At 74.1% G+C, this 13,227-nt stretch carries 13 protein-coding genes; 1 reads left to right on the top strand and 12 read right to left on the bottom strand.

Going from position 1 to position 13,227, the window contains the following annotated elements:
* Positions 1 to 8: 8 nt before the first annotated feature.
* Positions 9 to 1,007, bottom strand: a complete 999-nt coding sequence (locus O7616_RS16330) for a YafY family protein (RefSeq protein WP_282302771.1) — start codon at positions 1,005 to 1,007, stop codon at positions 9 to 11.
* A gap of 79 nt (positions 1,008 to 1,086) precedes the next feature.
* Here O7616_RS16330 and O7616_RS16325 point away from each other — a divergent pair, with 79 nt between their 5' ends.
* A complete protein-coding gene (locus O7616_RS16325; RefSeq protein WP_282302770.1) occupies positions 1,087 to 1,815 on the top strand; it encodes an alpha/beta hydrolase in 729 nt (242 codons plus the stop codon).
* A 29-nt stretch (positions 1,816 to 1,844) separates the two neighbouring features.
* Here the strand turns inward: O7616_RS16325 and O7616_RS16320 are convergent, their stop codons facing one another.
* From O7616_RS16320 to O7616_RS16270, 11 genes are all read right to left on the bottom strand, one after another.
* Positions 1,845 to 2,348 carry a shikimate kinase gene (locus tag O7616_RS16320; protein WP_282302769.1) on the bottom strand — a complete coding sequence of 168 codons (504 nt, stop codon included), beginning with the start codon at positions 2,346 to 2,348 and terminating at the stop codon, positions 1,845 to 1,847.
* On the bottom strand, positions 2,348 to 3,526 hold the full coding sequence (gene aroC / locus O7616_RS16315) for a chorismate synthase (RefSeq protein ID WP_282302768.1): 1,179 nt from the start codon (positions 3,524 to 3,526) through the stop codon (positions 2,348 to 2,350). Before aroC ends, O7616_RS16320 begins: the two co-directional genes overlap by 1 nt.
* 98 nt (positions 3,527 to 3,624) lie before the next feature.
* On the bottom strand, positions 3,625 to 4,548 hold the full coding sequence (locus tag O7616_RS16310; RefSeq protein ID WP_282302767.1) for a glycosyltransferase family 2 protein: 924 nt from the start codon (positions 4,546 to 4,548) through the stop codon (positions 3,625 to 3,627).
* Complete coding sequence (locus tag O7616_RS16305; protein WP_282302766.1) at positions 4,545 to 5,222, bottom strand: glycosyltransferase; 678 nt, start codon at positions 5,220 to 5,222, stop codon at positions 4,545 to 4,547. The genes O7616_RS16310 and O7616_RS16305 overlap by 4 nt, the downstream gene beginning before the upstream one ends.
* Entirely contained in the window at positions 5,219 to 5,698 is a 480-nt protein-coding gene (locus O7616_RS16300; RefSeq protein WP_282260872.1) for a UDP-N-acetylglucosamine--LPS N-acetylglucosamine transferase, read from the bottom strand. Before O7616_RS16300 ends, O7616_RS16305 begins: the two co-directional genes overlap by 4 nt.
* A gap of 214 nt (positions 5,699 to 5,912) precedes the next feature.
* The gene (locus O7616_RS16295; RefSeq protein ID WP_282302765.1) at positions 5,913 to 7,175 is read right to left on the bottom strand and encodes a hypothetical protein; all 1,263 of its coding nucleotides are present in this window, start codon (positions 7,173 to 7,175) and stop codon (positions 5,913 to 5,915) included.
* Positions 7,172 to 8,074, bottom strand: a complete 903-nt coding sequence (locus O7616_RS16290; protein WP_282302764.1) for a sulfotransferase domain-containing protein — start codon at positions 8,072 to 8,074, stop codon at positions 7,172 to 7,174. The genes O7616_RS16295 and O7616_RS16290 overlap by 4 nt, the downstream gene beginning before the upstream one ends.
* 8 nt (positions 8,075 to 8,082) lie before the next feature.
* The gene (locus O7616_RS16285; protein WP_282302763.1) at positions 8,083 to 9,687 is read right to left on the bottom strand and encodes a lipopolysaccharide biosynthesis protein; all 1,605 of its coding nucleotides are present in this window, start codon (positions 9,685 to 9,687) and stop codon (positions 8,083 to 8,085) included.
* Entirely contained in the window at positions 9,684 to 10,952 is a 1,269-nt protein-coding gene (locus tag O7616_RS16280) for an O-antigen ligase family protein (RefSeq protein WP_282307652.1), read from the bottom strand. Before O7616_RS16280 ends, O7616_RS16285 begins: the two co-directional genes overlap by 4 nt.
* 92 nt (positions 10,953 to 11,044) lie before the next feature.
* Positions 11,045 to 12,643, bottom strand: coding sequence for a lipopolysaccharide biosynthesis protein (locus tag O7616_RS16275; RefSeq protein ID WP_282302762.1), 1,599 nt, complete (start codon positions 12,641 to 12,643; stop codon positions 11,045 to 11,047).
* The gene (locus O7616_RS16270) at positions 12,636 to 13,202 is read right to left on the bottom strand and encodes a DapH/DapD/GlmU-related protein (RefSeq protein WP_282260881.1); all 567 of its coding nucleotides are present in this window, start codon (positions 13,200 to 13,202) and stop codon (positions 12,636 to 12,638) included. The genes O7616_RS16275 and O7616_RS16270 overlap by 8 nt, the downstream gene beginning before the upstream one ends.
* Between the last annotated feature and the right edge of the window lie 25 nt (positions 13,203 to 13,227).

Genomic DNA, 13,227 nt, shown 5'->3' with positions numbered 1-13,227 from the left:
CCGGCAGCCTAGTCCAGCGGGCGGCGCGGCGACGGTGTCTGTCCACCTGCTGGCCGGGCGGCCCAGTCCGCGAGTCGACGGGCGTGCTCGGCCACGGCGGCGCGCAGCGCGTCCGGCTGCCGCACGGTGAAGGGGCAGCCCAGACCGGAGAGCAGCGCGGCCATCCCGGGCAGGCTCTCCGCCCGCGCCCGCAGCAGCACCCCGTCGGTGGTGGCGGTCAACTCGGCCACGCTGGGCGGGATGCGGCGACGGGCGGCGACCAGGTCGGTCTCCAGCAGCACCTCCACCTCGTGCTGGTACGGCACACCGGCGAGGGACCGGGTCACCCAGGCGACCGCCTCGAAGCCGTCCGGCACGGTGAACGTCGCCTCGCCCGGTGTGACGGTGCCGATCCGGTCCAGCCGGAACGTGCGGACCTCCCCGCGCCGGTGGTCGTGGCCGGTGACATACCAACGGCCGGCGTGGAAGACCAGCCCGTACGGGTCGAGCTCCCGGTGCGAACGCTCGCCCCGCCAGGAGCGGTAGTCCAGCGCCACCCGCTGTCGGTGCCGGGCCGCCGCGGCCAGGGTGAGCAGGGTGCCCGACGCCGGCCCGCGCTCCTGCTCCGGGCGACGCAGGGTGAAGCCGAGGTGCTCCTGCACGGCGGCGAGCCGGTCGGCGAGCGCCGCCGGCAGCACCCGGCGGATCTTCGCCAGGGCGGTGGCGGTGGCCGGCTGCTCGGTGGCGAGCCCGACCCGTTCGGCGACGACCAGGCCGAGCAGCACGGCCACCGCCTCGTCGTCGGTGAGCATCAGCGGCGGCAGCTTGAACCCGGGATGCAGCCGGTAGCCGCCGTAACGGCCTCGGTCGGCGGTGACGGGAATGCCCAGCTCGACGAGGGTGGCCGCGTAGCGGCGCACGGTCCGCTCGTCGACGCCCAGCCAACCGGCCAGCTCGGCGGCCGTCGCGCGGTGCCGGGCCTGCAGCACCTCGAGGAGGGCCAGCACCCGACCGGCTGGATGTGACACGGGCCACTCCTTCAAACCGGGCGGATTATGTCCGCATTCGATCGTACGGTCTGTCGGTAACCGGAAAAAGGAGCGACAGATGGCGACGTTCGTACTGGTTCCGGGGTTCTGGTTGGGTGCCTGGGCGTGGCGGGAGGTGACCGCGACCCTGCGGGCGCAGGGCCACGAGGTCTACCCGATGACCCTGACCGGGTTGGCCGAGCGCGACCACCTCGCCGGGCCGGAGGTCGGCCTGGAGACGCACACCGCGGACATCGTCCGGCTGATCGAGGTCGAGGACCTGCACGACGTGGTGCTGGTCGGGCACTCCGGTGGCGGCATGCCGGTCGCCCAGGCCGCCGACCGCGTCCCGGACCGGATCGCCCGGGTCGTCTACGTGGAGAGCGGGCCGCTGCCGGACGGCACCGCGCAGTTCGACACGGTGCCGCCGGAGGAGCAGGAACGGCTCCGGGCCGCGATCGGCGACGGTGCCCTGCTGCCACCGCCGGCCTGGGATCCGACCGCCGACCCGACCAACCTGGCCGGTCTGGACGAGCCCACGCTGGCGGCGCTGCGCGCCCGGGCCACCCCGCAGCCGCTGCGCGCGGCCGCCGACCCGGTCCGCCGCACCGGCGGCCGTCCGGTGCCGACCGCACTGGTCGCCAGCACCTTCCCGCTCGCCGTGGTCCGGCAGATGATCGACGAGAAGCACCCGTTCTTCACCGGCCTGGCCGACGGTCAGCTACACGAGCTGCCCACCGGGCACTGGCCGATGCTCAGCGAGCCGAAGGCCCTGGCGGACGTCCTCGACCTGATCGCCCGCACCTGAGCCCCGCTCCCGTCGGGGCGGGGCGGGCGTCAGCGGGGCAGCAGCGCGGCGACCTCGGCGACGACCTGGGCCGGGGTCCGGCCGTCGGTCACCACCGTCTCGGTGGCGACCTCGGCGTAGAGCGGCCGACGCTGGTCCAGCAGGTGTTTGAGGGTGGCTCGCGGGTTGATCGCCAGCAGCGGGCGGCCGGCCCCGAGCCCGACCCGTTTCACCGCGTCCGGCAACTCGACCGAGAGGTGCACCACCCGGTGCCCGACCAGGGCCGCCCGGGTCTCCTCGGCCAACACCGCGCCGCCGCCGAGGGCGAGCACGCCCGTGCCGCCGGCCAGCGCCGCGGCCACCGCGGCGCGTTCCAGGGTACGGAAGTGAGCCTCGCCCTCGTCGATGAAGATCTCCGGAATCGGCTTGCCAGCCATCTGCTCGATGTCGACGTCGGTGTCGCGGAACTCCACCGAGAGGGTGTCGGCGAGCGCCCGCCCGACTGTGGTCTTGCCGCAGCCGGGCGCGCCGACCAGGACGACGACCGGTGCCATCAGCGGATGACCAGCGCGTCGAGGTAACCGGCCAGGTTGCGACGGATCTCGGCGATCGAGTCGCCGCCGAACTTCTCGGTGGCCGCCTCGGCGAGGACCAGCGCCACCATCGCCTCGGCGACGACGGCCGCGGCCGGCACCGCACAGACGTCGGAACGCTGGTTGATCGCCGTGGCGGGCTCGCCGGTGGCGACGTCCACGGTGGAGAGGGCCCGGTTCAACGAGGAGATCGGCTTCATCGCGGCACGGACCCGCAGGGGCTCGCCGGTGGTGATGCCACCCTCCAGGCCACCCGCCCGGTCGGTGACCCGGCGGACGCCGGTCGCCGACGGAATGATCTCGTCGTGTGCCTCCGAGCCACGGGACCGGGCCTGCTGCCAGCCGTCGCCGATCTCCACGCCCTTGATCGCCTGGATCGACATCAGCGCGGTGGCCAGTCGGGCGTCGAGCTTGCGGTCCCACTGCACGTGGCTGCCCAACCCCGGCGGCACCCCGTACGCCAACACCTCGACCACGCCGCCGAGGGTGTCGGCGGCCTTCTTCGCGGCGTCGACCTCGGCGACCATCAGGGCGCTCGCCTCCGGATCGAGGCAGCGCAGCGGGTCGGCGTCGATGCGGGCGGCGTCCGACGGGACCGGACGCAGGCCCGGTTTCGCGGCCACCGGGCCCAACTCGACGACGTGCGAGACGATCTCGATGCCGAGAGCCTGGCGGATCAACGCCTTGGCGACCGCACCGACGGCGACCCGGGCGGCGGTCTCCCGGGCGCTGGCGCGTTCCAGGATCGGCCGCGCGTCGGTGTGGCCGTACTTCTGCATGCCCGCCAGGTCGGCGTGACCGGGACGGGGTCGGGTCAGCGGGGCGTTGCGGGCCTGCCGGGCCAGCTCGTCGGGGTCGACGGGGTCGGCGGCCATCACGGTCTGCCACTTCGGCCACTCGGAGTTGCCGACCCGGATGGCCACCGGGCTGCCCAGGGTGACGCCGTGCCGCAGGCCGCCGAGCAGCTCGACCTCGTCCCGCTCGAACGACATCCGGGCGCCCCGGCCATAGCCCAGCCGCCGACGGGCCAGCTCGTCGGCGATCACGGAGGTGGTCACCTCGATGCCGGCCGGCACCCCCTCCAGCATCGCGACGAGGGCGGGACCGTGCGATTCACCTGCAGTCAGCCAACGCAACACGGTGCTCAGTCTGTCACGCCCGGTCGCCGCCCCGCCGTGCCGCCCGGCGCGTCCCGCCCTGCGGACGCCCCCGCGCGGCCGGGCCGGGCGGCGGCAGCTCAGATCCCCCGGCCGCGCTTGTGCAGGGTGCGCAGCACCGCGTCGGCGCGGACCACCCGGCCGGCGACGGCGAGGGCCAGGTAGGCGCGCGGCTCGCGGGGATTGCTCCGCAGGGTGCGGCGCGCCCAGCGCAGCGCGCCCCGCCGGTCACCGGAGGCGGCCTGGGCGAACGCGATCTGCCCGGCGACGCGGGCCGCACCGGCCGGTTGGGTGGCGAACTCGGGGTAGCGCCGCAGCAACCACTGCAACGCCTCGGAGATGGTGTCCCAGCGCTGCGCGAAGTACGAGCGCTTGTGCCAGCGGACCAGCACCGACGGCGTCCGCAGGTTGATCAGCGGCGCGCTGCGCGCGGCCCGGAGCAGGAACTCGTAGTCCTCCGCGTAGCTGCCCGGGATCTCCTCGTCGACCAGACCGAACCCGTCGCGCAGCGCGGTCGCGCGGATCAGGAACGTCGACGGGTGCAGCTCCGTCATCCGGTCGCGCAGCAGGTCGTCCAGGGTGATCCGCTCCTTGTCGAGCACGCGGTCGACGGTGCTGCCGTCGTAGCTGACCCGGATGCCGCAACAGACGAACTCGGATCCCGGGTCGGCGGCGAGCGCGTCGACCTGGGCGGCCAGCTTGCCGGGCAGCCACTCGTCGTCGTCGTCGCAGAACGCGACCAGCTCACCCTGCGCCGCGAGGGTGCCGCTGTTGCGCGCCCCGGCCAACCCCGGGGTACGGACGTTGCGGATCACCCGCACCGCCCGATCCGGGCCGCTCGTCAGGCCGGTCAGCGACTCGTCCGGAGTGGACTGGTCGAACACCACGACGACCTCGATCGGGCCCGGGTAATCCTGGCCCAGGACCGCGCGCACCGCTGCCCGCAGCAGCTCGGGACGGTCCCGGGTGGGCACCACGACGCTGACGCTCGGCTGCGGGGTCATCGGGAGGTCTCCTTCGGGTCCGGACGCGGGCGGGACCGGACCCGCCAACGGGACAGGCGCGGGGTCGAGCCGGCGACGAGGTCGTCGACGATCCGGCCGACCCGGGCCACCGCCGCCCGTCGCGCCTCGTGTGCCTGCGGGTCGGTGGCCACCGCGTAGCGGCTCGGATCGGCCAGCCCGGCGGTCAGCGCGTCGTGCAGCGCCTCCCGGGTCTCGCAGAGCGCCACCAGCCCGGCGGCGCCGAGACGGCGGGCGAACAGGAGCTGGTGGTCGTCGACGTGCTCACCGCGCGCCGGGTTGCGGGGCACCACGATGGGCAGGTGACCGTGCCGGCGGGCCTCCAGGATGGTCGCCGGGCCACCGTGGCAGACCACCAGGTCGGCGTCGGCCATCGCCTGCTGGAGCGCGTCGTGACCGAGGAACGGCACCGCGCCGGGCAGCGGCGGCACGGCGGTGTGGCCGTGCTGCACGGTCAGCCCGACCGGGGCGGTGGTCTGCGCGTGCCACTGCGCCAGCCAGTCGACGAGCCGGTCGAAGGGGTGCTTGTCGGTGCCGACCGCGACCAGCACCCGGACCTGGGCCGTCGACTGACTGTCCCGCTGGCGGGGAAGGCGGGCCGCCTCGGCGGTCGGCTGCGGCTGACGACGCCGGGCGGTGCCCGTCTCGCCCGTCACAGCAGCGTCCCGACGACTGTCGCCTCGGGGTACTGCCGGCGCTGCTCGTCCCACTGCACGAGCATCGCGGACAGGAACGGGCGGCAGAGGCGGGCAGTCAGGGTCGGGGTGTCGATCCGGTCGTACACCTCGATGTAGACGGTCGGGATGCGCCGCAGCCGGGCCAGCACCACGAACGGGACCGCCACCCCGGCGCCGGTGGTGACCACCGCGGCGACCCGCCGCGCCCGCAGCACCCGCCAGGCCAGCAGCGCGTTGCGCAGCAGGTTCGGCACGTTACGGGTGGTCGGGTGGTGCGCCGGCACCAGGTCCTCACCGGCCAGCAGGGACAGCGCCTCCGGGGTGTCGAAGGTGACCCAGCACCGCCGCCACTGCTCGTACCAGGACCGCAGGGCGAGTAGTTGGGCCAGGTGGCCGCCGCTGGAACCGACCAGCAGCAGCACCGGCTCCGCACCGTCATCGTTCTTCGTGTCCACGCGACTCCCCACAAGTTCGCTTGGAATTTCAGTTCACGCCACGCAGAAGCAGATCACACGTTCTCCGGTCGTTGAATAGCGCGACCGGACGAGATGTCGATCTCCACATCGAGCCTTCGGGCACACCGATCGTCCGAGGTCCATCGATCGTCATCACCACCTGCGATTTCGTCGTCACTCTACGACGTACCCCCGACGTCGTGATTCCCCCGGATCAGCCGCTATGTCGTTTCTCGATGACATCCAAGAGTGCGGGATGCAGCGCCGGGTTCCAGCCCGCACCCGCGTCCGCCAGCCGCCACGTGCGCAACCACATCTCCACCAGGTACGCGTCGGCGACCAGCCGGCGCTGCGCGGCGTCGAGGCCGAGCCGCTCGCCGTGCAGACCCAGGTGCCCGTCGACGGCCGACGCCGCCGCGTCGGCCGACTCCCCCCGCAGCACCAACGACCGCTGGAACGCGTCGTGCGCCAGGTCGAAGCCGACCGGCACGTCCGGGGCGCTGTGTTCCCAGTCCCAGGCGACCAGCCGGCCGGCGTGCCGGCCCAGGTTCCACGGCACCCAGTCACCGTGCCAGTGGCCGAACTCCACACCGGTGTCGCCGTGCCGGCGGGCCAACGCGGCGACCGCGTCGACCGCCCGCGCACCGGCCGGCTCGACCGCGGCGGCCCGGGCGGCCAGCCCGGCCAACCGGGCCAGGAAGGTCGACCCGGCCAGTGGTCGGGGCGTACCCGCCGGGCCGCCCCGCCGTGCGACGGCGAGCAACGCCGCGATCCGCGGCGGGTCGTCGACCGGCACACCGCGTACCGCCGGCGGCAACGGCTCGATCACCGCGACCACCTGACCCGCCCACGCCGTCTCGGTGAGCAGCCTCGGCGGCGTCGGGTGATCCGCCACGCCGGTCACCGCGCCGAGCGCGCGCAGGGCCGCCGCCTCCGCGGTGACCAGAGCACGGGTCGCGTCGTTCCAGCCGATCTTCGCGTAGCCGCGCGGACGACCGTCGACGGTGAAGAGTTGCAGGGTCGGTTTGCCGTTCGGGTCGGGCGGCCGGACCCCGCACGCGGCCAGCAGCGGCGTGCCACCCAGGTCGGCGGCGAGCCGCTCGGTCAGCAGCACCTCGGCCGCCGACACCCCCTCGGGCACCGAGACGGTGAGCGTCGGGAAGGCCGCGAGCCCCACCGGACCGAACCGGGCCAGCCCACCCAGCGCCGCCCGCACCGCACGCACCTTCGGTGGCCGCAACGCGTTGTACGCCAGCAGCGACGCCGCCCCGGCCCGGGGCGCGCCCAGCGGCACCAGGAATCGGGCCCGGGCGACCGACGGCACCACCGCGTACCGGGCCACCTGCCGGTGACCGGCCGGCGGGGCGCCACCCACGGTCAGGCCCACCCGGTCGTCCGGGAAGACCGCGCGGCTCACCCAGCCCAGACCGTCCACCCGCGAGCGCGGGTCGGCGTCCGGGCCCACCCGCGTCGTCACGCCGCCCGGTCCGCCCAGTCGAGGTCCAGCCCGAGGCGCTGACGCAACGCGTCGTTGTACGGCCGGTAGTAGTCGGTCAACTCGGCCCGCACCGACGGCTCCAACGGCGCCGACCGCCGGTCGTTGTAGACCTTGAAGTCGGGCAGGTCGTACGCGGGCAGCCCGAGGAAGTCGAGGGTGCGCCGGTAGGTCGCGCGGGCGTCGCGGTACAGGTCCTCGCTGGGCAGGAAGAGGATCTGCTCGGAGTCGAAGCGTTCCAGCCACGGCTCCAGGTGCTCCAGGTAGCGCCCCCGGGCCCGGTACGTGTACCAGTCGTACGCCTCGCTGAACGACTCCGGCTCGGCGATCAACCGCTCCCGCTCCCCCGCCGTGCGCTCCGGCTCGGCGGCCAGCGCGGCGGCGAAGTCCAGCGGCTCGATGCCGTGGGTGCGGCGTTCCTTCCAGTGCGAGTACGCCCGCTCCACCGGGTCACGCAGCAGCACGATCAGCTTCACCGTCGGCATCAGCGCGGCGACCCGCTGCGCGGCGAGCGGGTGGAACATGTACAGCGGCGCGGCCTCACCGACGCGCACCGGCCCGCCGTGCCGCCGGGCCAGCGCGTCCCGCTGCCGCTCGGTCGGGAAGTGCGAGCGGTACCACGCCTCGCCGCGACCCCAGTGCTCCTCGAAGTAGTGCGCCGACTTGGTGTTCCACGCGGGGAACAGCCGGGGCACCAGCGGATGCTGGATGAGGTAGTTCCACAGGGAGGTGGTGCCGCCCCGCTTGGTGCCGATGATCAGGAAATCCGGCAGCGGCCGGCGATCACTGGTGCGTACCCCGTAGTCGACGAGCGACTCCTTCACCCGGGTGGTCACCTGGGTCGGCACCAACTGCTTCACCCGGTCACGGATGGACGCCACGACGGACCTCACCTGCCTCTCGTCGATGCCGGGGCAGGGTCGGCGGCCGTGGCCGCCCCGTCCCCTCCACGGATCTGCCTCATGGTCCCCCGGATGCCGGCGCGCACCCGGGGCAACGTCAACATGCCGACGCAGCCGGCCACCAGCACCGCCAGCGCCACCGCCAGGCCGGGCAGGTCACGACCGCCCGCCACCACACCGGCGGCGGCGGCGAGCCCCACCCCGGCGACCGTGACCGCGGCGGCCTTCACCATCGCCGCGTCGAACAGCCGCTCCCGGACCACCGAGCGGGCGAACCCCGCCGCGGTGAGGTTCTCGGTGGCGATGCCGGCGGCCCAGGCCACCGCCGCGCCCGTGGCGCCGTGCTCGGGAATCAGCCAGAGGCCCAACGACACCGTCACCGTCAACCCGGCCACGGTGGCCACCAGGTGCAACCCGCTGCGCCCGCCCATCAACAGCAGGCTCTGCACGTTGCCCACCCCGGTGTTGACGAGCATCGCCAGCGCCAACACCGTCATCGCCGGAACCCCGGCGGTGAACTCCGGCCCGAACAGGTGCAGGAAGGCCGACGCGAACACCGCGAGCAGCAGATACACCGGCCAGGACAGCACCAGCCCCCAGGTGGTCAACTGCCGGTGCACGGCCGCCGCCGCCGCCCGCTCGCCGCGACCGAGCAGCCGGGACAACTGCGGCGACACCGCCACCCGCAGCCCCTGCATGGCCAGTTGACCGGCCAGCACGTACCGGCCGACCGCACCGAACACACCCGCGTCGGCCGGCCCGGCCAGCGCCGAGGTGAGCAGCACACCCACCCACATGCTGCCCGCGTCGATGGCCGCCGAGGCGGCCCGGGGCAGCGCGAACCGCCAGAACGCCGACCAGTCCGAACGCCTCGGCGCGAGGGTCGCGCCCCGGCCCAGCCCGAGCGGACCGGCGACCAGGGTGAGGCAGGCCAGCAGCGCCAACGCCGCCGGCACCAACCAGCCGGTCATGCCGGCGAGCAGGCCACCACCGGCCAGCGCGGCGGCGCCCACCAGCACCGGGCGGGCGACCGGCAACAGGAAGAACTGCACCCCGACGTACGCCCGGATGGGTCGCACACAGCGCAGCGCGGCCAGCAGCAGCGTCATCGCGACCACCACCGGCACCGCCGCGAACGTGACGGTGAGCAGCGCCTCGCCGCTCGCGCCGGAGCCGCCGAGCAACCGGGGCGCGAGCGCGTCGGCGACCAGCACACCGGCGCCGGCGACCAGGAACCCGGCCAGCAGCGGCGGGATCAGCGCCACCGGGAGCATCCGGGCCGCGTCCCCGCGCGCCCCGAGGGCCCGCCGGGGCAGCGCCCACATCAGACCCGTCTCCGCGCCGAGCGTGCAGACCGCCGTGGCCACCGTGACCACCCCGATCGCGGCGAAGAACGCCCCCGAGCCGGTCGTGCCGTACCCCCGGGTGATGACCACGGCCAGCACGAACCCGAACAGCCCGCTGGTGGCCGCGCCGAGCAGCCCGGCCACACCGCTGCGCGCGCTGCGGCGGGTCTCCGCGGAACCCGCGTCCGCCGCCGTCGCGGCGACCGGCTCGTCCGGGACGGCCGGGGGTCGGGTGGCGGCGGTCATGCGGGCACCGCCACGTCGCGCCGGGCCGGTGGGCGAGGCCCGGCCGACCGGGTCAGCCGTTCCCGTTCGCTGAGCGCCATCGCGAAGGCGACGGCGAAGAACGCGACAGCCAGGTTCTGGTTCGCCATGCCGTAGAACGGGATCTGCACCAGGCAGACCACCGGCACCACCGCCAACCACTGCCCGGCCGCCGAGGTCGCCCGCGCGCAGATCACCGCGGCGGCCACGAACCAGGCCAGGAAACAGATGAGCGCGGGTACGCCGTGACTGAACAACACCATCCACAGCTGACCCTGGGTGCCGATCGGCGCGGCCGCCGACACCGTGTCGACGTTCACCGGCGCGCCGTAACCCAGCCACGGCGACTCCTGCACCCGGCGGATCACCTCCGTGTAGAGCGACAGCCGGTCGGTGTTGGTGTCACTGGAGTCGACCCGCTGGCTGATCAGGTCGGTGATCGGGATGAACAACGTGGCCAACGCCCCGATCACCACGACCCCGACGATGGACGCGGCGACCCGGACGTTGCCGCGCAGGCTGGCCCGCACCCCGAGCACCGCCAGCCCGGCGCCGAGGCTGAGGAACATCGCTCGGTTGAGGGTGAGGAACGCCGGTGCGAGCGACAGCGGCAGCGACGCCAGCAGCGCCCAGCGCAGCACCCCCTGCCGGCGCAGCATCGCGTACGCCACCACACAGGGCAGCGTCATCGCGTACGCGCTGCCGTAGTTGTTGGTGTACGCGAACGGCGCGGCCGGACGGTAGATCGGGTTCAGCGAACGGGCGCTGTACTCCGCGGTGGTCAGGTGCACCATGTCCTGGATGAACGGGGTGCCGGCCACCCCGCCGGGTAGCAGCACCTCCATCGGCGTGGTCATCGCCAGTCGGGGCACCAGCACCCCGAGCCAACCCAGCGCCACCAACCCGAACCAGAACGCACAGAGCGGGGTGAGCACCGCCACCAGACCGGCCCGTTCCCGGGCGGCGGCGTAGACGTAGACCCCGACCACCAGCGCGGTCAGATAGAAGGCCAGGCGCAGGGCGAACGTCAGCAGCGACGCGGGCGACGCGAGCTGGGTGGCGCTGACCAGCACGATGGCGAGGAACAGCAGCCAGATGCCCGCCGCCGGTGGCAGCGGCACCCGCCCCCGGGTGAACAGCAACGCCAACAGCAGCGCGCCCAGCAGGGGCCACCCGAGGTAGAACGCTCCGAGCAGCCACCAGAGCGGCACCAGGCCGAACATCAGCCACAACGGCCAGAGCGGCAGCCGGGGCGGCGCGGGCCGGGGCGCCGGGGCGGCCGCGACCGGATCGCCTCCGGGCGGTGGCTCGGTCGCCGGGGCGCGGGTGACCGACACGCTCAGGCCCGGCCGTTGCGGGTGAGCACGAAGCCCAGCGGGGTGACGCCCGCGGCCCGCAGCCGCTCCACCAGTCGACGCAGGTCGCTCTGCCGGGTGCGGTCCCGTTCCACCACCACCACCGCGCTGCCCTGCCGGGCGACCGCGACACCGCGCTCGTCGGACTCCGCCGGTGGGGCGTTGAACAGCACCAGGCCGTGGTCCGCGCCCTGCCGCCAGGTGCCGAACCGGACGCTGCCCACGCCCACCGTCACCTCGTCCGGGTCGGCGACCCGACCGTTCTCCGGACGGGCCGACGCCACCCGCGGCAACGTCAGGGTGGCGTCCGGATCGGTGGACGGGCGGGCGCCGGGCGGGTGCGGGGAGGGTCGGCGGGTGGCCGCGCCGTCCGCGCCCCCGGCGACTGTCGAGGTGCTGCCGGCCGGGCGGGGCTTGGGCACCAGCGGCCGGGACGGGTCGATCGGCAGCCGCCCCCGGTCGGCGAGCACGGCGGCGCGCAGCCGCTCGACGCGCCCGTTGTCGTCGGCGACGAAGACCTCACGACCGTCGGCGGCGAGCGCCACCGCGAGCCCGGCGGTGAGCGCCGTGGCGTCCTCCCGGGCGGTGACCAGTGCCACCCGGGCCGGTTGGCGGACCCGCTCGGCGACCGCCATCGCCACGTACCGGATGTCGGCGTCGACCGCCCGTGGGCTGCCGCGCAGCGGCGGCCGACGCACGGTGCCGAGCAGCGGCAGGCCGGTGGCGTCCCGGCCGTCGACGACCGAGCGGACCCGGCGGTCGGTCGACTCCCAGGCGTACGCCAGCACGATGCCGATCAGCGCGCCGCCGAGCAGACCGGCGACCAGGTAGAGCGGTCGGTGCCCGGCGGAGGTGACCAGTGCCTTCTCGGCGGTCTGGGTGACCCAGCCGGGGTTGACGTCGACCGCGGCGATCTCGGTGCGGGCGGCGTTGAGCTGGGTGAGCTGGTTGTTGATCCCGGCCAGTTCGGCGACCACCGCGTCACCGGCGGCGGTGTCCTTGACGGTGCTCGCCCGCTTCTGGAGCGCGGCCTGCTGAGCGACGACCTTGGTGATGCTGGCGTCGTAGGACCGCAGCATCTCGGCGCGCTGCTGCTCGTACATGGTGCGTCGGACGTCCAGGTAGGCCTGAGCCGCCATGTTGGCGCTCTGCACCGCCCGCTGCGCGTCACCGGCCTGATAGGTGAAGCGCAGGATCTGCCCGCCGGTGGGCACCTCGACCTCCAGCGCGTTGCGGATGTCCCGCGGGTCACCGCCGGCGGAGTCGGCGAGCCGCTGCACCACCTCGGTGCCGGTGGCGATGCCGCTCTCCACGTTCATGTTGACCGCGCGGTCGGCGCCCGCGCCGCTGGGGGTGAACGCGTCGGTCACCACCGGCCGGACCGCCACCACGGCGCTCGCGCTCATCGCCGCCGGCACCAGCAGCACGTAGCCCAGCGCGGCGAGCAGACCGACCATCGCCACCGCCGCCACCAGCCGTAACCGGTGCAGCGGCACCCGCAGCAGGTCGGTCAGTGTCACGGTGCCGGGTGCCGTGGAGGACGAACCTTCCGGGGGCCAGGGGCCGGGCGTCGCATCAGTCATGGAACTTCTTCACCGTCTGTTGAGGATTGCCGACGACCACGACACCGGGGGGTACGTCGGTGCGGACGACAGTGGCCGCACCGACGACGCTGTCCCGGCCGACCCGCACGCCCTTCAGCACCAACGCGTGCGCGCCGACCCACACGTTGTCCTCCAGGACGATGGGCGCACGGGTGGCCGGGCCGGGCGGGTCGTGCCGCTGCGCGGGCGGCAGGTTGTGGAAGTCGTTGTCGAGCAGTTCGCAGTCTGACAACAGGCACCGGTCGCCGACGGTCACCGACGTCCAGGTGCCGATCCAGGTGGCGTTGAGCAGACAGTCGGCCCCGACGCGTACCTCGCCGGGGCCCGCGAAGCGGACGAGCTTGTTCAACCGGGTGCGGTCGCCGATGGTCACCCGTACCCCGCGACGCAGCCGGATCCGACCACGGATCTCCACGTCCCGGCCGAGCGTCAACCGCCGATAGCGGAGCTGGTACCAGCCGCGCTTGACCGCGAAGACGAGACGCACCGCGCGTCTTTTACGGATGCCAGCGGCGCCGAGCAACGATCCTCCCCACATCGTGGGGCCGGCGGCGGATACACCA

Source organism: Micromonospora sp. WMMD964 (genome assembly GCF_029581455.1).
GTDB lineage: Bacteria > Actinomycetota > Actinomycetes > Mycobacteriales > Micromonosporaceae > Micromonospora.
This window is presented reverse-complemented; position numbering and strand designations above follow the sequence as displayed.

Excerpts from the sequence above, each read along its gene's own strand:
- O7616_RS16270 (WP_282260881.1), bottom strand. The coding sequence starts at position 13,202 with ATGTGGGGAGGATCGTTGCTCGGCGCCGCTGGCATCCGTAAAAGACGC.
- O7616_RS16325 (WP_282302770.1), top strand. The coding sequence starts at position 1,087 with ATGGCGACGTTCGTACTGGTTCCGGGGTTCTGGTTGGGTGCCTGGGCG.
- O7616_RS16320 (WP_282302769.1), bottom strand. The coding sequence starts at position 2,348 with ATGGCACCGGTCGTCGTCCTGGTCGGCGCGCCCGGCTGCGGCAAGACC.
- O7616_RS16275 (WP_282302762.1), bottom strand. The coding sequence starts at position 12,643 with ATGACTGATGCGACGCCCGGCCCCTGGCCCCCGGAAGGTTCGTCCTCC.
- O7616_RS16285 (WP_282302763.1), bottom strand. The coding sequence starts at position 9,687 with ATGACCGCCGCCACCCGACCCCCGGCCGTCCCGGACGAGCCGGTCGCC.
- O7616_RS16310 (WP_282302767.1), bottom strand. The coding sequence starts at position 4,548 with ATGACCCCGCAGCCGAGCGTCAGCGTCGTGGTGCCCACCCGGGACCGT.